Annotated in this window: 24 protein-coding genes; 11 read left to right on the top strand and 13 right to left on the bottom strand. The window is 52.1% G+C overall.

From position 1 onward, the window contains the following. Positions 1-7 precede the first annotated feature (7 nt). Complete coding sequence (locus tag Q8A57_RS00820; protein ID WP_305169022.1) at positions 8-529, bottom strand: SixA phosphatase family protein; 522 nt, start codon at positions 527-529, stop codon at positions 8-10. 112 nt (positions 530-641) lie between these two features. On the opposite strand from Q8A57_RS00820, the gene Q8A57_RS00825 reads away from it, so the two are divergent. The 5 genes from Q8A57_RS00825 (at position 642) to Q8A57_RS00845 (ending at position 5,083) form a co-directional block, all read left to right on the top strand. Continuing rightward, positions 642-995, top strand: coding sequence for an ArsC family reductase (locus Q8A57_RS00825; RefSeq protein WP_305169023.1), 354 nt, complete (start codon positions 642-644; stop codon positions 993-995). Positions 996-1,025: 30 nt separating this feature from the next. Further along, the gene (gene dapD / locus Q8A57_RS00830) at positions 1,026-2,060 is read left to right on the top strand and encodes a 2,3,4,5-tetrahydropyridine-2,6-dicarboxylate N-succinyltransferase (RefSeq protein ID WP_305169024.1); all 1,035 of its coding nucleotides are present in this window, start codon (positions 1,026-1,028) and stop codon (positions 2,058-2,060) included. Positions 2,061-2,202: 142 nt separating this feature from the next. Further along, positions 2,203-2,757, top strand: a complete 555-nt coding sequence (locus Q8A57_RS00835) for a heme-binding beta-barrel domain-containing protein (protein ID WP_305169025.1) — start codon at positions 2,203-2,205, stop codon at positions 2,755-2,757. Positions 2,758-2,838: 81 nt separating this feature from the next. Further along, a complete protein-coding gene (dapE, locus tag Q8A57_RS00840) occupies positions 2,839-3,975 on the top strand; it encodes a succinyl-diaminopimelate desuccinylase (RefSeq protein ID WP_305169026.1) in 1,137 nt (378 codons plus the stop codon). 106 nt (positions 3,976-4,081) lie between these two features. Further along, positions 4,082-5,083 carry a DUF481 domain-containing protein gene (locus Q8A57_RS00845; RefSeq protein ID WP_305169027.1) on the top strand — a complete coding sequence of 334 codons (1,002 nt, stop codon included), beginning with the start codon at positions 4,082-4,084 and terminating at the stop codon, positions 5,081-5,083. A gap of 27 nt (positions 5,084-5,110) precedes the next feature. Here the strand turns inward: Q8A57_RS00845 and Q8A57_RS00850 are convergent, their stop codons facing one another. The 11 genes from Q8A57_RS00850 to fabV form a co-directional block, all read right to left on the bottom strand. Further along, complete coding sequence (locus Q8A57_RS00850; RefSeq protein WP_305169028.1) at positions 5,111-5,914, bottom strand: class I SAM-dependent methyltransferase; 804 nt, start codon at positions 5,912-5,914, stop codon at positions 5,111-5,113. Position 5,915: 1 nt separating this feature from the next. Beyond that, a complete protein-coding gene (locus Q8A57_RS00855; RefSeq protein WP_305169029.1) occupies positions 5,916-6,566 on the bottom strand; it encodes an OmpA family protein in 651 nt (216 codons plus the stop codon). A gap of 50 nt (positions 6,567-6,616) precedes the next feature. Further along, complete coding sequence (locus Q8A57_RS00860; protein ID WP_305169030.1) at positions 6,617-6,976, bottom strand: hypothetical protein; 360 nt, start codon at positions 6,974-6,976, stop codon at positions 6,617-6,619. Positions 6,977-7,018: 42 nt separating this feature from the next. Beyond that, the gene (locus Q8A57_RS00865; RefSeq protein ID WP_305169031.1) at positions 7,019-7,141 is read right to left on the bottom strand and encodes a hypothetical protein; all 123 of its coding nucleotides are present in this window, start codon (positions 7,139-7,141) and stop codon (positions 7,019-7,021) included. Between the two features lie 347 nt (positions 7,142-7,488). Further along, positions 7,489-8,250, bottom strand: coding sequence for an MBL fold metallo-hydrolase (locus Q8A57_RS00870; RefSeq protein ID WP_305169032.1), 762 nt, complete (start codon positions 8,248-8,250; stop codon positions 7,489-7,491). A gap of 6 nt (positions 8,251-8,256) precedes the next feature. After that, positions 8,257-9,303 (bottom strand): outer membrane protein assembly factor BamC, encoded by a 1,047-nt coding sequence (gene bamC, locus Q8A57_RS00875; protein WP_305169033.1) that lies wholly within the window; start codon positions 9,301-9,303, stop codon positions 8,257-8,259. 18 nt (positions 9,304-9,321) lie between these two features. After that, entirely contained in the window at positions 9,322-10,209 is an 888-nt protein-coding gene (gene dapA, locus Q8A57_RS00880; protein WP_305169034.1) for a 4-hydroxy-tetrahydrodipicolinate synthase, read from the bottom strand. A gap of 130 nt (positions 10,210-10,339) precedes the next feature. Continuing rightward, complete coding sequence (gene lpxL / locus Q8A57_RS00885) at positions 10,340-11,278, bottom strand: LpxL/LpxP family Kdo(2)-lipid IV(A) lauroyl/palmitoleoyl acyltransferase (RefSeq protein WP_305169035.1); 939 nt, start codon at positions 11,276-11,278, stop codon at positions 10,340-10,342. Between the two features lie 140 nt (positions 11,279-11,418). Next, positions 11,419-11,652: a DUF2789 domain-containing protein gene (locus Q8A57_RS00890; protein ID WP_305169036.1), complete on the bottom strand. Its 234-nt coding sequence runs from the start codon at positions 11,650-11,652 to the stop codon at positions 11,419-11,421. A 54-nt stretch (positions 11,653-11,706) separates the two neighbouring features. Then, positions 11,707-12,546: an MBL fold metallo-hydrolase gene (locus tag Q8A57_RS00895; protein WP_305169037.1), complete on the bottom strand. Its 840-nt coding sequence runs from the start codon at positions 12,544-12,546 to the stop codon at positions 11,707-11,709. Positions 12,547-12,584: 38 nt separating this feature from the next. Next, on the bottom strand, positions 12,585-13,772 hold the full coding sequence (fabV, locus tag Q8A57_RS00900) for an enoyl-ACP reductase FabV (protein ID WP_305169038.1): 1,188 nt from the start codon (positions 13,770-13,772) through the stop codon (positions 12,585-12,587). 177 nt (positions 13,773-13,949) lie between these two features. Between fabV and Q8A57_RS00905 the strand changes: the two genes are divergently transcribed. Then, positions 13,950-14,345 carry a DoxX family protein gene (locus Q8A57_RS00905; RefSeq protein WP_305169039.1) on the top strand — a complete coding sequence of 132 codons (396 nt, stop codon included), beginning with the start codon at positions 13,950-13,952 and terminating at the stop codon, positions 14,343-14,345. Between the two features lie 162 nt (positions 14,346-14,507). After that, entirely contained in the window at positions 14,508-15,611 is a 1,104-nt protein-coding gene (locus Q8A57_RS00910) for a phosphoribosylaminoimidazolesuccinocarboxamide synthase (RefSeq protein WP_305169040.1), read from the top strand. On the opposite strand, the gene Q8A57_RS00915 is transcribed toward Q8A57_RS00910, so the two are convergent. Continuing rightward, positions 15,571-16,146 (bottom strand): MarR family winged helix-turn-helix transcriptional regulator, encoded by a 576-nt coding sequence (locus Q8A57_RS00915; RefSeq protein ID WP_305169041.1) that lies wholly within the window; start codon positions 16,144-16,146, stop codon positions 15,571-15,573. The two genes, Q8A57_RS00910 and Q8A57_RS00915, sit on opposite strands and share 41 nt — an antisense overlap. 235 nt (positions 16,147-16,381) lie before the next feature. On the opposite strand from Q8A57_RS00915, the gene ectA reads away from it, so the two are divergent. The 4 genes from ectA (at position 16,382) to Q8A57_RS00935 (ending at position 20,206) form a co-directional block, all read left to right on the top strand. Next, entirely contained in the window at positions 16,382-16,894 is a 513-nt protein-coding gene (ectA, locus tag Q8A57_RS00920; RefSeq protein ID WP_305169042.1) for a diaminobutyrate acetyltransferase, read from the top strand. A 26-nt stretch (positions 16,895-16,920) separates the two neighbouring features. Beyond that, positions 16,921-18,228 carry a diaminobutyrate--2-oxoglutarate transaminase gene (gene ectB / locus Q8A57_RS00925; protein WP_305169043.1) on the top strand — a complete coding sequence of 436 codons (1,308 nt, stop codon included), beginning with the start codon at positions 16,921-16,923 and terminating at the stop codon, positions 18,226-18,228. A 79-nt stretch (positions 18,229-18,307) separates the two neighbouring features. Further along, positions 18,308-18,712 carry an ectoine synthase gene (locus Q8A57_RS00930; protein ID WP_305169044.1) on the top strand — a complete coding sequence of 135 codons (405 nt, stop codon included), beginning with the start codon at positions 18,308-18,310 and terminating at the stop codon, positions 18,710-18,712. 54 nt (positions 18,713-18,766) lie between these two features. Further along, positions 18,767-20,206 carry an aspartate kinase gene (locus Q8A57_RS00935; protein ID WP_305169045.1) on the top strand — a complete coding sequence of 480 codons (1,440 nt, stop codon included), beginning with the start codon at positions 18,767-18,769 and terminating at the stop codon, positions 20,204-20,206. Positions 20,207-20,234 lie beyond the last annotated feature (28 nt).

Genomic DNA, 20,234 nt, shown 5'->3' on the forward strand with positions numbered 1-20,234 from the left:
TAGACTCTTATGCCACGCCTAGGGATATTGTCTTTCCCGTGACACTCTTTGGAAAGTCGAAGTAGGCCAACTCAGCCATACCTGCCCCCAGGTCTCCCCAGTGATTGAGGTCGATGTTTAACAGGACGACACCACAAGTGGGTATTTTCTGTATTTTCATGAGGGTGAGAAAATTGACCAGGTCTGTCATAGCCGGGTTGTGGCAGATCACCGCAAATTTATCGACATCTGCATCGAGGCCACGCATCCAGCTAAGAACATCCTCATAGTTAAAGGTATAAAGTTCAGGTACCACCTCCAAACTCATCGCACCCAGCCCCAGACACGGCATCAACCACCCTGCCGTTTCCACCGACCTGACTGCCGGGCTGGTATAAAACCGTTTCAGAGAGACCGGTTGCATCTGCAAACGTCGACCCATTTCCGGGGCACTGACACGACCCCGCCGATTAAGGGGCCGGTCAAGGTCGGGCAACGTGCTGTCTTTCCAGCACGACTTGGCATGTCGAATCAAGGCAATGGTTTTCATGGCAGTCTCCCGTGATTGCATCTCCCAAGTTTGCTATCCTTCGCGGCGGCTTTAAGGCGACGGGCCTATTGGTAGTTAATAGCAACAATTCATGACAACTGCGTGACGACCTATGACTGACACTGTTCTCTACGGCATCAAAAACTGCGATACAGTCAAGAAAGCCCGGCGCTGGCTGGACGAACACGAAATTGCCTACCGCTTTCACGATGTCCGCGCCGATGGACTCGATCTGTCAATGATCGATTCCTGGATCGCTGCTGTCGGTTGGCAAAAGGTACTCAACAAAGCGGGAACCACCTGGCGAAAACTCGACCCCGAGGTCCAACAACAGGTGTCAGCAGACAACGTTGCGACTTTGCTTCTGGAATACCCTGCCATGATCAAACGTCCGGTTCTGGTTACCAATGGCAACATCACCATCGGTTTCAAACCCGACATTTACGCAACCTGCTTTAACAAGTAATAACACGTAATTTTGGAGACTGAACAAAAAATGACTGCACTTTACAGCTTCGGATTGGGCATCGGCACCCAGAACAACCATGGTGACTGGCTGGAAGTTTATTACCCCAGGCCTCTGCTCAACCCCAGCAAGGAAGTCAGCGACATTCTGCAATCTGTGCTGGACTACCAGGGCGGCAATCAGGCCATGGGCCTGTCCACCGAACAGTTGTCCAAACTAGCCGGCGCATTTGCCAGCAGTGGTCATGCAGATCAGGCTACCATTGCAAAACAGTTACAGGAAAGTTCACGCCCGGCCGTAGCCACCGTTCTAGCTAATGACGATGCGCCGGGTTCTGTCCCCGAGGGTTATCTGAAGCTGCACCTTCTCTCCCATCGCCTGGTCAAACCCAACTCGACCAACCTCACCGGCCTGTTTGGTGTGTTGCGCAACGTGGCATGGACCAGCGAGGGCGCTATTGATCTTGAGGAACTCCCTGCACGGCAACTGCAAGCACGACTCACCGGCAACAGCCTGTCTGTCGACAGCATCGACAAGTTCCCGAAAATGGTCGATTACGTAGTCCCCGCGGGTGTTCGTATTGCCGACACAGCCCGAGTACGTCTTGGTGCCTATATTGGTGAAGGCACAACCATCATGCACGAAGGTTTTGTCAATTTTAATGCTGGAACTGAAAGCACCAGCATGGTGGAAGGGCGTATTTCCCAAGGCGTATTTGTTAAATCGGGGTCTGACCTCGGCGGCGGCAGCTCAACCATGGGCACATTGTCCGGAGGCGGCAATATCATTATCACCATTGGTGAAAAATGCCTACTGGGCGCCAACTCCGGTCTTGGCATCCCGCTCGGCGACCGCTGCACCATCGAAGCTGGCCTTTACATCACATCAGGAACCAAAGTTACTCTGCTGGATGACCAGAACAAGGTGGTCGACCAGGTAAAAGCACGTGATCTGGCCGGCAAGGACGATCTGCTGTTCCGTCGCAACTCGAGTACCGGTGCTGTGGAATGCCTGACCAACAAATCTGCTGTGGAACTCAATGAAGCCTTACACGCTTCTAACTAGCTTCTATGAGGGGAAAAACCCGGCCCATTTGCCGGGTTTTTTGTTTCCAGAAAATCCTCACCATGCCAATGTCACAGAAATTTCTGTTTAAGATAATGCTTCATTCTGGTTAATTTATTGCCAGAAAAAAGCAGGAGATTCCATGGATTATTCAGAATACGGCCCTTTGGCCAACCTCATCGGCATCTGGAAAGGTGACACTGGTATGGACGTGGCTCCTGAATCGGATGGTACCGAGCAGAACCCCTACTACGAAACGCTGGTTTGTGAAGCCGCCGGAGAGGTAAAAAATGCTGAATCACAGCAACTCTGGATCGTGGGATACCATCAGGTGGTTTGTCGCAAATCCAATGATGAGGTCTTCCACGATCAGGTGGGCTATTGGTTGTGGGATCCTGCTGAAAAACAGGTCATCCAGTCTTTGACCATTCCACGTGCGCTCTGTGTACTTGCTGCCGGCAAAGCCCTGACAACAACCGAAGGCGCAACCCAAATCGACGTCAGTGCCAGCCACGATGATCCCCACTGGAACATCCTGCAATCTCCCTTTATGGCGAAAAACGCCAAAACGCTGAGTTACCGTCATTCCATTACAGTCAAAGATGACAGCCTGTCCTACAAGGAATCCACCCTTTTGGATATCTACGGCCGTGAATTCGACCATACCGATGGCAATACCCTTCACCGGGTCACCTGATGCTGACAGGCTGCCGCTGAACGGTAGCCTATCCCAGTTCAGCCCGCTAAACTTACGCCCTCGATTTGAGAGCATTTTGTGATGACCACTGAATCCCCCACGCTAGACCTGACCTGCGAACTGATTCGCCGCCGATCCGTCACACCCTTTGATGATGGCTGCCAGCAGTTAATGATTGAACGGCTTGAAGCACTGGGATTCTGTGTCGTCAGGTTACCTTTCGGAGATGTTGAAAACTTCTGGGCGGTACACGGTAAAAATGGTCCAACCCTGTGCTTTGCCGGGCACACAGATGTTGTTCCTACGGGCCCAGAAAATGACTGGCAACGGCCACCTTTTGAGCCAAAAATAGAGTCCGGCATCCTCTACGGGCGTGGCGCCGCTGATATGAAAGGTTCTCTGGCGGCCATGATTACCAGTGTGGAGCGCTTCCTTGCCGACCACCAGGACCATCGGGGACAAATTGCCTTTCTCATTACCAGCGACGAGGAAGGCATCGCTGTGGACGGCACCGTGAAAGTAGTGGAATGGCTGCGAGAACAGAATGCCATTCCCGAGTGGTGTATCGTCGGCGAGCCCTCCAGCTCAAAACAGGTAGGTGATGTCGTCAAGAATGGGCGACGGGGTTCACTCGGTGCCGAACTGACGGTTAAAGGCATTCAGGGACATGTCGCCTACCCCCACCTGGCAGACAATCCCATCCACAGGATAGCTCCGGCGCTTGCAGAACTGGCCGCGGAAAGCTGGGACAATGGCAATGATTTTTTCCCTGCCACCAGTTTCCAGGTATCCAATATTCAGGGCGGTACCGGTGCCACCAACGTGATTCCCGGCAAAGTCCACGTCGTCTTCAATTTCCGTTTTTCCACTGAAGTCACGGCGGAACAACTCCGCGAACGTACCGGGGCCATCCTGGACAAACACAACCTTGATTACGACATCCAGTGGCATCTGAGCGGACAACCCTTTCTGACAGCAGAAGGCGAACTGGTCGAGGCAACGGTTGCCAGCATCCGCGAAGTCACCGGTCTCAGCACTGAGTTGTCTACCGCGGGAGGCACCTCTGACGGACGATTTATAGCTCCATTTGGCACGCAGGTCGTTGAGCTTGGTCCTGTCAACGCCACCATTCATAAAGTAGACGAGTGCGCCAGCGTGGCGGACATCGATCAACTGAGCATTATTTACCAGCGAATCCTGGAAAAGCTGCTGGGCTAACAACTACCCTTTCCTGCTTGTTAACAACAACCCATCCAAGCGAAGAAAATTTTCGTAGGCAGTTATTTTGATCATTTTAAGGATCACCCTTTACAAGGAGTCACTTATGCGCTTTCTCACGGCTTTGGCCGCTAGAGCTCTGATCTTTCTATCCTTTACCAGCCAGGTTGCCATGGCTGGGACCATCACCCTGAATAATGGCGATGTTATCCACGGCGAGTTGCAGGCTGTAGATAAAAAACAGGTGATATGGAAGTCAGACAACCTGGGCAAACTCAGCATTCCCAAAGAAAAAGTGGCTCACTTCACCTCAACTGCAGTCATTCCCGAAGTCAGAACCCCGGATGGCATTGCCCATAACTGCGCCCTCAACCTCGAAGAAAGCGTTAAAGCCAGTTGTGCTGATGGGCTTGTTGAGACTCAGCCCCTGGCGACGCTGGTAGCTATTGAACCTCCACCTGCCTTCAGTGGCGACTCACGCCTCAGCTTTAACCGAAAAGACGGCAATACCGACTCGTCGGACCTGAACTTCATTGTCAACGCCCAGTGGCTACAGGATCAGTTCCGTCACCAGGTGGAACTGCTGGCGGAGTCAGAGACCAGCGATGGTGACGTGGTGGATGAACGCTACGAAGGAAACTACCAGCTTAACTACGACTTTAACCAACGCTGGTTCAGCTACACACGGCTCGGCTATGAAAAAGATCGGTTTAATGCTATCGACGAGCAATACGAGCTCGGTGCCGGTTTTGGGCAACGCTTTAACCTGGACAATCAGATGAACTTTGATATGCAGTTGGGTGCGGCGTATTTGATTTCACACCATCCGGAGGATGGTTCCGATAACGATCTGGCAGGACGTTGGGGCTTCAAAATGAACTGGCCGGTGCCCGGTAGTAGACTGACCCTGTTCCACCACCATGAACTGCTGTGGGCAATGGATGACGTCAACAACAATCAAACGGAAAGCAGCACAGGGGTCAAACTCCCCCTGATGGGCAACCTGTTCAGTGAGCTACGCTACGATTATGACTATGTCAGCGAACCCTCCGATGAACAGAAACATGCCGACGAAGAGTGGGTGATCGCGATTGGTTACGAATGGTAGAAGGCTGATCAGGATGAACAGCTTACTCTAAGGGAGTTTTTTCAAAGGATAGATATCAAAGCGGGTGGACTTCCCCTTGAGCGAATAGCCCGGCTCACGACCGTTGAGAAAAGGCGCGTGGGCGGGTCGCTTAACCACCACCCGATAGTTGGCCTGCTGCAGTGACAAGGACAAAAGCCTGTCACTATCTTCTGCCGCCATACCCACCAACTGATGAAATAGCTGCATCTCTTTTTTCACCTTGCCGGACTTATCCCTGGGTGGAAACATCGGATCGAGATAAATCACATCTGGAGACTGGTCCGCAGTTAAATTCTGTAAGAATTCAGAGGACTCACTGTGCACGGCGTGAATTCGATCCAGAATGCCCAGTAACTCCCCGTCTGCTTCATATTCCGCACTTTCACGGGCACGGGACAACCCGTCAGTCAACAAAGCAAACACGATGGGATGTCTCTCTACCATTGTGACCTGGGCTCCAAGGCTGGCGAGAACAAATCCATCCCGTCCCAGGCCGGCAGTCAGATCCAGCACCCTCGGTTTAAATCCTTTATGGGACAGGCCTATTGCCTTGGCAATGTCCTGCCCCTTACCCCCACCATAAAGACGGCGGTGTCGAGCCGTCCCGCTACTGAAGTCGCAACGCACCGGACCCGGAGCTTTCGGACCCAGCTGTTGCAGGGCAAGCCCTGCTTCATCGACTACCAGCGCCATGCCCGACATGGAAGCGCTTGCTGTAATGGCAAAGCACTGCAGTCCAAGAGTATCGGAAAGTAAACCGGCCCGGCTTTCAAAGCCGGGCCGGTATAGGATGGAAAGACTGTTTGTCATCTTACTGAATGGGAACCAACTCCAACTCCACCCGGCGGTTAGCCTGACGGCCATATTCGGTACTATTATCAGCAATGGCGTAACGTTCACCATACCCAGTGGTCCAAACCCGACCACTGGCAATGCCCTGGCTGATCAACAGCTGTCCCACACTGGCGGCTCGACGTTCACTGAGTGTCTGATTGTACTCGGAACTGCCGGTTGAATCGGTATGACCGGCAATCCGAATATTGGTCTTGTTAAATTCTTTCAGCACCAGCGCAACAGACTCCAGCGTGTTATAGAACTCGGGACGCACCTCGTAACGGTCAACACCAAAGGTAATATTGCTGGGCATGACCAAACGGATAGAGTCTCCCTCCCGAACAACTCTAACACCCGTACCTTCCAGCTTTGCTCTGAGAGCAGCCTCCTGTCGGTCCATGTAATAGCCAACACCACCGCCCACCGCGGCTCCTGCTACAGCTCCGGTAATAACTCCTTTCTTGCGGTCATCATCACTGGACGTTGCGGCGCCGATAATTGCACCCGTCACAGCACCAATACCTGCACCTTTTGCAGTATTACTGGTTTTTTGCTGACCGGTATAGGGATCCGTAGACATACAGGCCGTCAATGCTCCCACCAGCGCTATTAACAGAAGTTTTTTCATGGTTATTCCTCGTTCATGAATAAAAAGTTAAAGGCTTTGACACCTTCCTTTCAAATTTGCTTTATCCTTATTGTGATAGAAGCAAAAACCTTTTCAAGTGATTTGCCGCCCTTCGGCATTAACTGGTTCGCAGCCTTATGAAAAACATCGCCATTCTTCTCAACCTCTTTTCCATCCTCGTACTGACCGGCTGCGAAAACTACATCTATACCTTCAATGAACAACCAGTCTTTGAGCAACCCGATTTGTTTACTGACTACAAAATCACTGACCAGAGTCTCTCTAACTGTGTCAAACAGGCCATTTTTGACGAGAAGGCCCATAAAGCCGGTACCCTTCGGCAACTCAATTGCTCCAATGCGGGTATTCGCACATTGGCCGGGTTGGAAATCTTTACCGGTCTCACTCATGTCAACCTCGACAACAACTTATTGACCGAGATTAAACCACTGCTATTTCTTGGCCAGCTCAAAACTGTTCTGCTCGCAGGCAATGACAAACTCAACTGTGTGGATGCCAGATTGCTTGCCGAGCAAACTGATGGCCAAGTCAGCCTGCCAACCCATTGCACTCAATAAACGTTCCAATCTGAATTTGGTTGACAGATTTTGCGACTTTCTTCAAAAAAGTTACCCACAAAATCTGTGGATAACTTTGTGCATTACTTTCGTAAAACCCAGCCAAATCCCCATGAACAGGGATACAGACACAAACTGGTTATTTTTTGATCAGTTTAATTTTTATTTATATTTCAATAGGTTATGATTTCCAAAATCAGGAATCAATAACTTAGGAGAGGTTCTGAAGATTCCCCTAAAGTTATTAATGTAATTGTGGACAACAACCATCGAGAAAACCTTGATAGCTGTGCAAATGCTCGGCACCGCTGATCAAAAAATGACGTCAAACTGACCGAAACACCTCAAGAAGCTTTCAATTCCAGCCAGCCAAAGCCCTCTTCCTGGCAGGCGTAGTGAACAGAAGGTAGCTTTGAATCAACCTCTTGCATCAATCCCTTCACAATTTCCAACGCATTGTTCTGTAAGCTGACGTGGCCAACAACAAGATGTTGCATTCGCTGCAGGTCAATACTTTCCAGTAGAGCCAGTGACTGGTCATTACTCAGGTGTCCCCAGGGACTGGAAATTCGCTGTTTCAACGCCATAGGGTATGGGCCGTTTTGCAACATCTGCAGATCATGATTGCATTCAAGCAACAGGCCGTCACAACCAGAGTACTCATCGACCACATGGGGAGTAATACTGCCAATATCGGTCAGCACCCCCAACCTCAAGCCACGACAGCTGAAAATGTACTGTACGGGCTCTCTGGCGTCGTGTGGCACAGATACCGGAGTGATAGTTACATCACCGAATACAAAGGGAGAATGGCTGTCTATCAACGTGAGGGGTACTGAGGGAGCTTTGGCAGCCTTACTGGTGCCGGCAGTCATAATAACCGGGATATTGTATTTCTTCGCTAGAGGGAATACGCCGCGAAGATGGTCTGTATGCTCGTGTGTAACCAGTACAGCGCCAATATCGGCAGGCGTTAACTCTAAACGCAGTAGTCGACGTTCCGTTTCCCGGATCGAGAAACCACAATCCACTAGGAACCTTGAAGAGCCACAGTCCACAACTGTGGCGTTACCCTTACTGCCGCTGCCCAATGAGGCAAAGCGCATCCGTACTTAACTTAGATTGCCGCGGATCACTTTAAGGAGCTTCATCGCCGAGGGGCGATCAAGCTGGTTACGTGCCTCATCCAGCACGCGAACTTCCACAATCTGCTGGTTCTCGGAGAGAGTGACCTGGTATTTTACCGGTGGCAGCTCCTCATCTTTCTGACCAAAGTTGAGCACCAGATCCATTAGTGTTGTTCCACCTTCCTCAACCAGGATAATTTCCTTGTATTCGACGCTGACTCGTCCTGCAGAGCGATCCTGATCCAGAACCGTGAACCCCCCTTTGGAGAGAGAGTTAATTACTGAATTCCAGGCCCTGTCGTAACCGAGTCTGATCTGGAGATAGGGGTCGACAGCTTCATCAGCGATGACCTTCACACGATCGTCGCCACCGATATTCTGGGCCAGAAGAGAGACACTGCCACTGTTGATTTCATGGGCCAACGCATCGGAAGTAATCTGCAGAAACTCCTGCTCGCGGGCATCGCTCATGGAGCTTTGCGGCCATTCTGAAACGTCTGATTCTTTACCCAGCGGCGCAGACATTTCCAGAATGCTGACTTCGGTGCTGTTAACTCCAACACCGGGCCTGATCGTAAAACGGAAACGGTGACTGTTTACATCGTCGTCCTTGAACTCAAGCCAGGCCGTTTCAATTTCACCAGCGGTGGCGTCCACCCGAGTTGTGGGAACCTGGCTACGCGAAAGAATATTGCGTATTCTCGGCCAGACTTCAGCTGGCGGTTTATTGATGGCGATCCAGCGCTTGTCGCCGAAAGTATCAATCTTGACGATCTCTTCGAACGTGGTTTCCGACAAGGGCTGGGGTCTTGGCAGCCTGAAACGTTGAGGAGCTGCTGACGTATCAGCAATTACCGGAATATCGTAGAGCTCGCCGATGGCTGAGCTGCTCTGATCTTCGGGCACCGACATGGGCGGTACTTCCACAGCCTGCAGGTAGTCATTACTGCGGTCCCTCACTGGACTTTTGCCACAACCTGCCACGGCCAATGTCAGCACCGTCACACAGAAAAGTCTCAGACTTGGTTTCATTCAGGGCTCCGCTTTCTCTTAGTTGCCGTTCAATACGCCGGCTTGTTTCAGGGCAGTCAACACCGTTTCATGGTGTTCGGCTGACAAATCCGTCAACGGCAGACGGATGGCATGTTCCATCAGCCCCATTTCTGCAACTGCCCACTTGACGGGGATAGGGTTCGACTCCACAAACAAGTGTTTGTGAAGGGGTAGCAATACCTGATTAATAGCACGCGCTTCTTCCGCCTGTCCTGCCAGCGCAAGCCGGCACATCTCAGACATTAACTGGGGTGCAACGTTCGCGGTCACCGAAATATCGCCGTGACCCCCCATCAGAATCAATTCCAGGGCCGTGGCATCGTCCCCTGAATAAATCGCAAAATCCGACGGACAGTTTTCTATCAGTTGTCGCGCGCGCCCCAGATCTCCGGTGGCTTCCTTGATACCGACAATATTGGGAATATCTGCAAGCCGGATCACTGTTTCCGGCAACATGTCACAGGCGGTTCTGCCCGGCACGTTGTAGAGAATCTGAGGAATATCCACAGCTTCTGCAATGGCCTTGTGATGAAGATAAAGGCCCTGCTGGGTCGGCTTGTTGTAATAAGGCGTCACCAGAAGACAGGCATCAGCACCCGCCTGTTGGGCGCGCTGGGTCCACTCTATAGCTTCCCGGGTTGAATTCGCTCCTGTTCCGGCAATCACGGGAATACGACCGGCTGCGTCTTCAACAATGGCAGCAATCGTCGCCATATGCTCCTGTACGTCCAGGGTGGGAGACTCTCCCGTAGTGCCCACTGCCACAATGGCATGGGTACCCTGTTCAATGTGCCACTCCACCAGACGCTTCAGCCGGTCCCAGTCCACTTCCAGGTTTTCACGCAGCATGGGAGTGACCAGAGCAACAATACTTCCGGTGATCATCAAGGGCCTCAAAAAGTCAGGAGAAAAATCAAAGGCGTAATGGTACTGACCCGCTCAAGACCACACAAGCACTTACACAAGATTTAAGGGCTTATCTGCCAGCAGCGCGTATCTTTATTTACTTTTGGTTTTACTTTTTGGAATTACTTTTTGGATAGGGGCGTACTTCGCCCTCGGGACGGGTTTTGAAACGACGGTGAATCCACATGTACTGGTCAGGCTGTTGCAGTATGAATTCCTCCACCTTGCGGTTCACCGTTTCGGCATCTACCACATCGTCACCAACGGGAAAATTTTCCAGTGGCGGATGAATGGTGACACGGTAACCCCGGCTACCCGGCAGACGGACATGGGAAAATGGCAATACGGCAGCATTCCCGGTTTTTGCAAATCGTGCAGTTGCCGTCACACTGGCGGCCTGTACACCAAAGAACGACGCAAAAACACTTTGCTTGCGACCGTAATCCTGGTCCGGGGCATACCAGATAATCCGCCCCTGGCGTAGGGCCTTGAACATACCCCTGACATCCTCCCTGGGATACACCACCCCGACAGGATCGCGTGCCCTGCGACCACGGCTTTGCACATAATCGTAGACGGGATTCTTGTGTGCCCTGTACATCCCATCAATGGAGTGCCGGGAGGACAAAGCGGAGGCGCCGATCTCCAGTGTGGTGTAGTGGATGGCCATGAGCAAAGCACCCCTACCGTTGAGCTGCTCAATGTGCTCCATGCCTTCCAATTGCACCAAACGATTAAAACGCCCAGTGGGCCACCACCAGGCAATCCCAATCTCAAAGAACGCGATGCCATAGCTGGTAAAATTATCCCGCAACAATTTTCGGCGCTGGGCTTCGTCCATATCCGGAAAGCAGAGCTTAAGGTTGATTTCAGCGATCTCGCGCCGGTAGCCGCCAATCCAGTACATGACCGCCCCCACCTGGGTTCCCAACCAGACAATTAGCGGATAAGGCAGCATAACCAGCAACCACCAGCAGCCGATGCCCAGCCAGGTCAGCCAGTATCGCGGATGTAAAAAGTGCCATTGGAACTGCTGATTTTCGTACATCTGACGTCCGTATTCTGCGGGGCTGGCATTATACGGGCAAAGCAGGCGAGCAGCGAGAGTCTCAACTTGTCATATCAGGAGTCTCAACCTCTCATATCAGGAGTCTCAACCTCTCATATCAGGGGCCTCACTCTGTCGGGTCAGGAGCGTAGCAGCGCGTCAAGTTGGTCGACCTGTTCTGCCCAGTCGGAGTCGTTGGTGATCGCCTCTGCGATAAAGGCACGCTGGGCACAATTCCAAAAAGGCGCTGCGGCCAGATAGACATCACTCGGCAGAGGCTTGTGAGCCGCCACGAACCCCTCTATCTCCTGCTGGCTGGAGGGCAGGCCCAGTTGATCAAATAGGCCTGACAGTGTGTGAATATCAGTATCCATTTCTTCTGTATAGAAGGCGCAGACAGGGTTCGCAACAGGAATAAAGGATATTTGTTACGGCAACAGTACCCAGCGCTCTTCTCCAAAGGCCCAGTGCTGAGCAATCTTCTTCTGTGCTACGCCGTCTTCTTCCAGCTTGAGCAAATGTGCCCACAGGGACAATTTCGCCATGGGTAAGAGATCGGTACTGACATCGCTGTAGACATGTTTCAGTAGTGTATCCATCCCGGATTCACCCAAATGTCGAAGCGCCTCAATAACCCTCTGCTCCCGCTGAAGCCGGTGGTTAACTATCTGCTCCAGAACACCCGCCGGATTATTCAGCAGATCGCCATGGCCAGGCGCAATGGTGTTAATGGAATAATTCATCAAATGCCGGGTAGATCGAATGTAGGCCGCCATATTGCCGCTGGGGGGAATAATCACCACGGAGGAGCCCTGCATAATGTGATCCCCGGAAAAGAGCATGCCCTCTTCCTGCAGCAGGAAGCAGAACTGGTTGGCTACATGGCCCGGTGTATGGATTGCCTCAAGAATAAATTCCGGGGATTCCAGCAATTGTCCGTGGTTGAGGTTTTCCTCCACCTCGAAGGTGCGGTCCTGATGACCATCATCAGCCATGACACAACCAATCATCTTTGCGCCGGTGACATTCGAGATCTGTTTGGCTGCTGGTGAATGATCTGGGTGGGTATGGGTCACCAGAATCCAGCGCAAACGGTCACCGCAGAAGGTAAGCAATTGATCTATGTGCGAGGGAATGGCAGGCCCCGGATCAATCAGTGCCAGCTCTCGGTTACCCACCAAATAGCTGTTGGTCCCGGGACCAGTCATGAGGTTGCTGTTCGGCGCGGTCACCCGCCTAACCAGAGGAGACAGTCGGTACAACGTCATTGCATCCTGTTTTTGCAGCCCCCTCTTTGTTCAGCCCCCTAAACCAGGTTTTTGATGGGTACGACGGGGTCCACATCCGCGTCGTAATCAACGCCCTCAATATCAAAACCAAATAGCTTGAGGAACTCGTGCTTGTAACCCTTGAAGTCGGTCAGTTCCGGAATATTCTCGGTGGTAATGCGGGACCAATCTTCAGACACCCGCTGCTGAATTTCTGGACGCAGTTCCAGTTCATCCACACGTATCCGGCCTTCACTATCCATTCTCGGGTCATCACTATAGAGGCACTCGGTATACAAGCGATATAACTGCTCAATACACCCCTCGTGGGTGCCCGCGTCCTTCATGGCCTTGAACAGCAGGGCAAGATAGAGCGGCATAATGGGAATGGCCGAACTAGCCTGTGTTACCACAGCCTTCAGTACCGCCACCCGAGCATCACCACCAATTGCTGCTAGTTGCTCACGAATACCGAGCACCTTCTTGTCGAGGTCTTTTTTCGCCTGACCAATGGTGCCATCCCAGTAGAGATCCCAGGTCACTTTCTCGCCCACGTAGGTAAATGCTGCGGTCTTGGCGCCTTCTGACAGCACCCCGGCTGAATCCAGAGCTTCCATCCACATCTGCCAGTCTTCACCACCCATCACCGCAACAGTGTTGGCAATTTCTTCATCACTGGCCGCTTCCAGAGAAAACTCCTGAATTTCTTCCTTATCGGTGTTAATGCCCCGCAAGGTCACATCCTTACCAATGGGCTTAAGTGTGGAGTTAAACAGTTCACCGGTTTTTGGGTGCTGGCGGCGAGGTGAAGCCAGGCTGTAGATCACCAGGTCCACCTGTCCTAGGTCAGCCTTGATCGTCTCAATGGCTTTCTGTTTGATCTCATCGGAGAAGGCATCACCGTTGATGCTTTTTGCATACAGGCCCTCTGCCTCCGCGAATTTGTGGAAAGCTGCCGAGTTGTACCAGCCGGCTGTACCCGGTTTCTTGTCAGCACCCTCTTTCTCAAAAAAGATGCCCAGCGTAGACGCTCCACAGCCAAAGGCAGCAGTAATTCTTGCGGCCAGCCCGTACCCCGTGGAAGCTCCGATCACCAGCACTCTCTTGGGCCCATCAAAAGATCCCTGACTTTTGATGTAGTCAATCTGCTGTTTGACATTGGCCTCACAGCCCACCGGATGGGTGGTAATGCACATAAAGCCACGGACTCTCGGTTTGATAATCATTGCCAGTCTCCACTAGTTACTCTGACGGGTATCGCTGCCCAATACGGGCGCCATCATACCTTGAAGGCCGAAGCTGACCAAGAAACTCACCGCCGTGAATAGGAAAGATTGCTGTGCGCTGCTAATATCACCGAAATACCCCGGTTATTTCCAGCATAGTGCAGGAGTCAGGCAACCATGAATTACTACCAATCACTGGCAACATTTCTATTGAGACTCGGTCTTGGCATCATGATTCTGTTGCACGGGGTAGCGAAAATTATCAACCCGGGTACCCTAGACTTTATCAGCGGTAAGCTAAGCAATTTTGGCTTGCCCAGCGAGCTGGCCTACCTGGTATATCTCGGTGAAGTGCTTGCGCCCCTGATGGTCATTCTTGGTTACTTCAACCGCCTGGGTGCCATTTTAATTGCTGGCAACATGCTGGCCGCCATCATCCTGGTTCACGGCGGTGATGTCTTTTCCCTCACAAACCATGGTGGCTGGGGTATTGAACTGCAGGGCATGTTCCTGCTAGCTGCCATAGCCGTGGCCCTTCAGGGAACCGGCAAGTACGCCCTGCGACCCGACTAAATCATCAACAAGAATGACGCGCGGCATCTGGTGCCGCGTTCACGTTCTGGTAGAATTTCCCGCCTTCACTGGTCGGGTTTACTAAACCCGAAATGCACACTGGCAGCGGAGACAGGCTGAGCAATAACGTAATTATCTCCGCCGATGACAGGACACAACACAATGAACCTCGCCGATAAAGTACTGGCCGTCAACGACGACCTGCCCATTCGCACCCACGACCCTATCCATAGCGGCAAAGTTCGCTCTGTCTACTGGCTGACAGAATCAGATAGTCGCCGTCTAATTAAAGAACGCGGCTACGATGTGGCGGCAGACGCCCCTCTGGCTATCATGGTAATCAGCGACAGAATTTCTGCCTTTGATTGTATCTGGCACGGCGAAGGTGGCATGAATGGGGTGCCTGGCAAAGGCGCCGCCCTCAACGCCATCTCCAATCACTGGTTCAAGCTGTTCAGAGAGAAAGGCCTAGCGGATAGCCATATTTTGGAAATCCCCCACCCGCTGGTGTGGATTGTGCAAAAAGCAGAGCCCGTAATGATTGAGGCCATTTGCCGACAGTACATTACCGGTTCCATGTGGCGCTCCTACCTCAAGGGTGAAAGGGAATTCTGTGGAATCCAATTGCCTGACGATCTGCAAAAAGACCAGAAGCTTCCCGAACTGCTGATCACACCATCCACCAAAGGCATCATGACCGGACTGCCGGGTATTCCCGAAGCAGATGATGTGAATATTTCACGGGCCGATATCGAAAACAATTATCAGGCTTTTAACTTCCGCAGCCTCGGTGATATCGATCGCTACGAAGTGCTGTTGAAAGAAGGCTTTGACGTGATCAGCAATGCCCTTGCGTCGATTGACCAGATTTTCGTGGATACCAAATTCGAGTTCGGCTACGTCACCGACAGCCATGGCCAGCGCAAACTGATCTACATGGATGAAGTAGGCACCCCTGACTCATCCAGAATCTGGGACGGCCCCAGCTACCGAAATGGTGAGGTGGTTGAAAACTCCAAGGAAAGCTTCAGACAGCTGCTGCTTAACCACTTCCCCGACCCAGACATTCTGCTCAACAAGGATCGGATGGATGAGCGCAAGGCATTGGCACAACACAATGCACTGCCGGAATCCGTACTGATGGAAGTATCAAAAACCTATGTATCCATCGCTGAGCGAATCACTGGCGAAACACTGCATTTACCAGAAAACCCCAAAGCCGAAATTATTCAGATTCTGCGTGACGAATACGCACTGATCGATTGACCTCTTCGCCGGACAGCAGCGGGTTTTCTGAGCCCGCTGCTGCTCCCTTTTCCGCCGGGGTAGAAGAGCGGTCCAGCGTGCCGATATCCAGGATTGGCGAGGCATCAATGTGTTGGGCATCCATCATTTCAGCAATCCGCTGCAGGGACGAAAGAATCATGTTCTGCTCCCAGTTATGCAGCTCGTCAAATTGCCTGGCAAAGTGCTCCTGCAATGGCATGGGCGCATCCTGAAGCACCTGTTCAGCTTTATCCGTGAGAAAAGCATGAACCTTCCGCTTGTCCTCTGTTGACCGCTGTCGGTATACCAGACCGCGTTTCTCCAGCCGATCAATAATCGTCGTTACCGTCGCCTGACTGAGACTGATCTCCTCCGCCAGCTCACCAATCGTTACCTGCCCACGGTCCCTTATCGCCTGTAAAAGGAGGATCTGGGGTGCGGTAAGTCCGCTGGTCTTGGCCAGATGCTTGGAATATAAATCCGTCGCCCGGATAACCCGCCGCAGGGCGATCAATACCTGTTCTATCGATTCCAACGTCACTTCCCCCAATCAGCTTCAGGCACAGTATATGCCGAACACTCTCCTCCTATGGATAGCTGTCCGTTTGGATCGCTTGCCTGTTTTCTGTATAATACTTCGAACTCTAAACAATATTTAATCCCTGACTTGAAAATTATCTATGAAAACCCCATAGAAATCTGCGAATACTAAAAATCGAACAAACAAATATTATTTGAACTATACATATTTACCCGAGAATTTTTACCCAATGAATCACGCCACTTCATTTCGTCCACCGCTGCCGGAAGATGGTGCACAGGTACATCAACTGGTATCTGAGTGCCCGCCTCTAGACCAGAACTCCGTCTACTGCAATCTGCTGCAATGCTCGCATTTTCGAGACACGTCGGTTGCTGTAGACATGGGCGATCGACTGGTTGGCTTTATTTCTGGCTACCTGATACCCGATCGACCAGACACGCTGTTCATCTGGCAAGTTGCCGTCCACGAACAGGCCCGTGGTCTTGGCCTGGCTAGCCGAATGCTGCTCGAGATACTCAGGCGACCGCAGTGCGCCAAGGTTTCCTACCTGGAAACCTCCATAACGGCTGACAACCAGGCTTCCTGGGGGCTGTTCAAACGCCTTGCAGACCGCCTGGGCACCAACACACAAGATTCAACCCTATTTGACCGGGACAGGCACTTTCGGGGTCAACACGACACCGAATGCCTCGTCAAAATTGGGCCATTTAATAATGCACAGGTCATTGAGGCCTCATAACTCACTCAGGAAGAGGACACTCCATTATGAAAATTTTTGAAGAGATCGAATCAGAAGTTCAGAGCTACGCCCGTTCTTTCCCGCGCGTCTTCAACAAAGCGCAGGGCGAATTCCTTTACGACGAGGAAGGCAACCAGTACCTGGACTTTCTCGCCGGAGCCGGCACCCTCAATTACGGACACAACAACCCGGTATTCAAAGAGAAACTACTTGAGTATATCCACCAGGATGGCATCACCCACGGCCTGGATCTGCACACCAAGGCAAAAGGTGAATTCCTGGAAAGTTTTAACGAGAAGATCCTCAAGCCCCGCAACCTCGAATATGTCATGCAGTTTACCGGCCCCACCGGCACCAACGCCGTGGAAGCGGCGCTTAAGCTGACCCGCAACATCAAGGGCCGGGAAAATATCATCGCATTTACCAATGGCTTCCACGGGGTCAGCCTCGGTTCCCTGTCGGCCACCGGCAATTCACACCACCGCGGTGCTGCCGGGGTAAGCCTCAGCGGCACCAGCCGTATGCCCTATGACGGCTACCTGGGAGATCACATCGACACCACCATCTACCTGGACAAGGTACTGACCGACTCCAGCAGCGGCATCGACAAACCCGCGGCGGTGATCGTGGAAACGGTTCAGGGCGAAGGTGGCATCAATGCCGCCAGCTTCGAATGGCTACGCAACCTGGAAAAAATCTGCCGCAAGCACGATGTGTTGTTGATTGTCGATGATATTCAGGCAGGCTGTGGTCGCACCGGAACCTATTTCAGTTTCGAAGAAGCGGGCATCTATCCCGACATCATCACCATGTCGAAATCACTGGGCGGCTACGGCCTGCCCTTTGCCGTGGTGCTGATTCGTCCGGAGCTGGACCACTGGAAGCCCGGTGAGCACAACGGGACTTTCAGGGGCAACAACTTTGCCTTTGTCACTGCCAAGGCGGCTATCGACCATTACTGGGCTGACAACCAGTTCTCCAAACAAGTTAAGAAAAAAGGCGAATACGTGTCACAGCGCCTCAATACCATCGTCGACCAATATGGTGATGGCAACTTTACTACTCGCGGTCGGGGAATGTTTCAGGGCATCAACTGTGTCAATGGTGAACTAGCAGAAAAAATTACCCGCAGCGCATTTAAGCAGGGCCTCATTATCGAAACCAGTGGCGCCGATGATCAAGTCGTAAAACTGCTTTGCCCGCTGATTATCAGTGAGGAAAATCTCACCCGCGGTATCGATATCATCGAAAACACCATTCGCGAAGTTTGCGCAAAAGAAGACAGCATCCCTGCCCAGAAAAAATACTTCAACGTTAAACGGCTGGCCAGCTGAACCAGCGTCCCGATGTGATAGCGCCCTTCAAAGTATCGAAGGGCGTCATTTACCCTTTTATTCAAGCGCCGAGGACAACATGATCGTCAGACAACTGCAACAAGCCGAACAAACTAACCGCCGTATTGTTTCCCCTGATGGCAACTGGGAAAGTACACGCATGCTGCTGAAAGATGACAGCATGGGGTTTTCCTTCCATATCACCACCATCTACGCCGGTGCCGATTTCCACATGCACTACCAGAACCACCTGGAATCGGTTTACTGCATGTCCGGCGAGGGTGAAGTGGAGACGCTCGACGACGGCAAAAAATACCCGATAACACCGGGCACGCTATACATTCTGGACAAACACGACCGTCACATACTCAGGGCATTCAAGGAAATGAAAATGGCCTGTGTCTTCAACCCTCCTCTGAATGGCAAGGAAGTTCACAACGCAGAAGGCGCCTATGAGCTGAACGCCGACAGCGTCGAAGCCTGATCGCACCCCTTAACAACGCATTTCACTAACCCCAATGACAGGAGTGATTTTTTAATGGGTTTTCACAGCGTGGAAAAAATTGGCGGAACTTCCATGAACGATTACGCTGCTGTGCGGGATAACATTATCCATCGTCCAGCGGGTGATACGCTTTACCAGCGTGTCTTTGTCGTCTCGGCTTACGGAGGCGTTACCGATCAGCTGCTTGAACATAAAAAAACCGGACAACCAGGTATCTTTGCCTCGTTTGCCAATGGTGTTAAGGATGACAGCTGGCAGGACTTACTGATAGAACTGAAAAGACGCTTATTTGCCATTAACGAAGCACTCTTTCCCGAAAGGGATCTGCTCACCCGTGCCAATGAATTCATCGGCAGCCGCCTCAACGAAGCAGAACGCTGTCTTACCGACCTGAAGAAGCTCTGCCAACACGGCCATTTTGCACTGGACGTCCACCTGGCCACGGTCAGGGAGATGCTTGCCAGCATCGGAGAGGCCCATAGCGCATGGAATACTGCTCAACTTCTACAAAGGGATGGGGTCAATGCCTGCTTTGTCGATCTCACAGGCTGGAAAACCAACCGTCACATTTCCCTGGACGAACGCATTCAATCCGCGTTCAAGGATCTGGACCTCGACACCCAACTGCCTATTGTTACAGGTTATGCACACACAGATAGCGGGCTGATGTCCTCGTTTGACCGTGGGTACAGTGAAATGACCTTTTCGCGCCTAGCCGTGATAACCGGCGCCAGGGAAGCCATCATCCATAAGGAATTTCACCTCAGCAGCGCTGATCCCCGGGTTGTGGGCAATGAAAATGCCGTCCCCATTGGCCGGACAAATTACGATGTGGCCGACCAGCTGGCTAACCTGGGCATGGAGGCCATCCACCCCAAGGCGGCCAAAGGCCTGCGTCAGAACCAGATTCCATTGCGGGTAAAAAATACCTTTGAACCGGAACATAGCGGCACCCTTATCACCAGCGACTACGTCAGTGATAAACCCTGTGTAGAGATTATCGCCGGCTGCCGTGGCATCTTTGCCATTGAACTGTTCAATCAGGATATGGCGGGGAATTATGCGCAGAGCGACAGCGCCATTCTCGGCATCATCGAGCGTTTTCGGGGGCACGTGGTGTCCAAGGACATCAATGCCAACACCATTACCCACTACCTGTCCACGAACCTGAAAACCGTCAAACGTATTTGTCGTGAACTGGAAAATCTGTTTCCGGAAGCTGAAATCAACCAGCAAAAGGTCGCCATTGTCTCTGCCATTGGTAGTGACATGCAGGTACCCGGCCTCTTGGCGAAAACGGTCGCCGCGCTGGCGGAGCAAGACATCAGCGTACTGGCCATGCACCAGTCCATGCGACAGGTGGATATGCAGTTTGTAATCAGTGAAGACGACTGGGAGAGCGCCATCCAGAGCCTCCACCGCCATCTGGTAGAGGTCCACGACCATGGTCGCGCCATATGCCTTGCCTCATGATGGAAAAGGCATCTGACATGCCCGGCTA

Source organism: Porticoccus litoralis, from assembly GCF_030676955.1.
GTDB lineage: Bacteria > Pseudomonadota > Gammaproteobacteria > Pseudomonadales > Porticoccaceae > Porticoccus > Porticoccus litoralis.

Bases quoted from the DNA above. Each gene is read 5' to 3' on its own strand.
- Q8A57_RS00825 (WP_305169023.1), top strand. From the start codon at position 642: ATGACTGACACTGTTCTCTACGGCATCAAAAACTGCGATACAGTCAAG.
- Q8A57_RS00890 (WP_305169036.1), bottom strand. From the start codon at position 11,652: ATGGATACTGATATTCACACACTGTCAGGCCTATTTGATCAACTGGGC.
- bamC (WP_305169033.1), bottom strand. From the start codon at position 9,303: ATGAAACCAAGTCTGAGACTTTTCTGTGTGACGGTGCTGACATTGGCC.
- Q8A57_RS00835 (WP_305169025.1), top strand. From the start codon at position 2,203: ATGGATTATTCAGAATACGGCCCTTTGGCCAACCTCATCGGCATCTGG.
- Q8A57_RS00930 (WP_305169044.1), top strand. From the start codon at position 18,308: ATGATCGTCAGACAACTGCAACAAGCCGAACAAACTAACCGCCGTATT.
- Q8A57_RS00820 (WP_305169022.1), bottom strand. From the start codon at position 529: ATGAAAACCATTGCCTTGATTCGACATGCCAAGTCGTGCTGGAAAGAC.
- Q8A57_RS00845 (WP_305169027.1), top strand. From the start codon at position 4,082: ATGCGCTTTCTCACGGCTTTGGCCGCTAGAGCTCTGATCTTTCTATCC.
- Q8A57_RS00905 (WP_305169039.1), top strand. From the start codon at position 13,950: ATGAATTACTACCAATCACTGGCAACATTTCTATTGAGACTCGGTCTT.
- Q8A57_RS00860 (WP_305169030.1), bottom strand. From the start codon at position 6,976: ATGAGTGAGACCGGTAAAGATTTCCAACCCGGCCAATGTGCGAATACC.
- Q8A57_RS00935 (WP_305169045.1), top strand. From the start codon at position 18,767: ATGGGTTTTCACAGCGTGGAAAAAATTGGCGGAACTTCCATGAACGAT.
- Q8A57_RS00855 (WP_305169029.1), bottom strand. From the start codon at position 6,566: ATGAAAAAACTTCTGTTAATAGCGCTGGTGGGAGCATTGACGGCCTGT.
- dapD (WP_305169024.1), top strand. From the start codon at position 1,026: ATGACTGCACTTTACAGCTTCGGATTGGGCATCGGCACCCAGAACAAC.
- Q8A57_RS00910 (WP_305169040.1), top strand. From the start codon at position 14,508: ATGAACCTCGCCGATAAAGTACTGGCCGTCAACGACGACCTGCCCATT.
- ectB (WP_305169043.1), top strand. From the start codon at position 16,921: ATGAAAATTTTTGAAGAGATCGAATCAGAAGTTCAGAGCTACGCCCGT.
- Q8A57_RS00895 (WP_305169037.1), bottom strand. From the start codon at position 12,546: ATGACGTTGTACCGACTGTCTCCTCTGGTTAGGCGGGTGACCGCGCCG.
- ectA (WP_305169042.1), top strand. From the start codon at position 16,382: ATGAATCACGCCACTTCATTTCGTCCACCGCTGCCGGAAGATGGTGCA.
- lpxL (WP_305169035.1), bottom strand. From the start codon at position 11,278: ATGTACGAAAATCAGCAGTTCCAATGGCACTTTTTACATCCGCGATAC.
- fabV (WP_305169038.1), bottom strand. From the start codon at position 13,772: ATGATTATCAAACCGAGAGTCCGTGGCTTTATGTGCATTACCACCCAT.
- dapE (WP_305169026.1), top strand. From the start codon at position 2,839: ATGACCACTGAATCCCCCACGCTAGACCTGACCTGCGAACTGATTCGC.
- dapA (WP_305169034.1), bottom strand. From the start codon at position 10,209: ATGATCACCGGAAGTATTGTTGCTCTGGTCACTCCCATGCTGCGTGAA.
- Q8A57_RS00850 (WP_305169028.1), bottom strand. From the start codon at position 5,914: ATGACAAACAGTCTTTCCATCCTATACCGGCCCGGCTTTGAAAGCCGG.
- Q8A57_RS00870 (WP_305169032.1), bottom strand. From the start codon at position 8,250: ATGCGCTTTGCCTCATTGGGCAGCGGCAGTAAGGGTAACGCCACAGTT.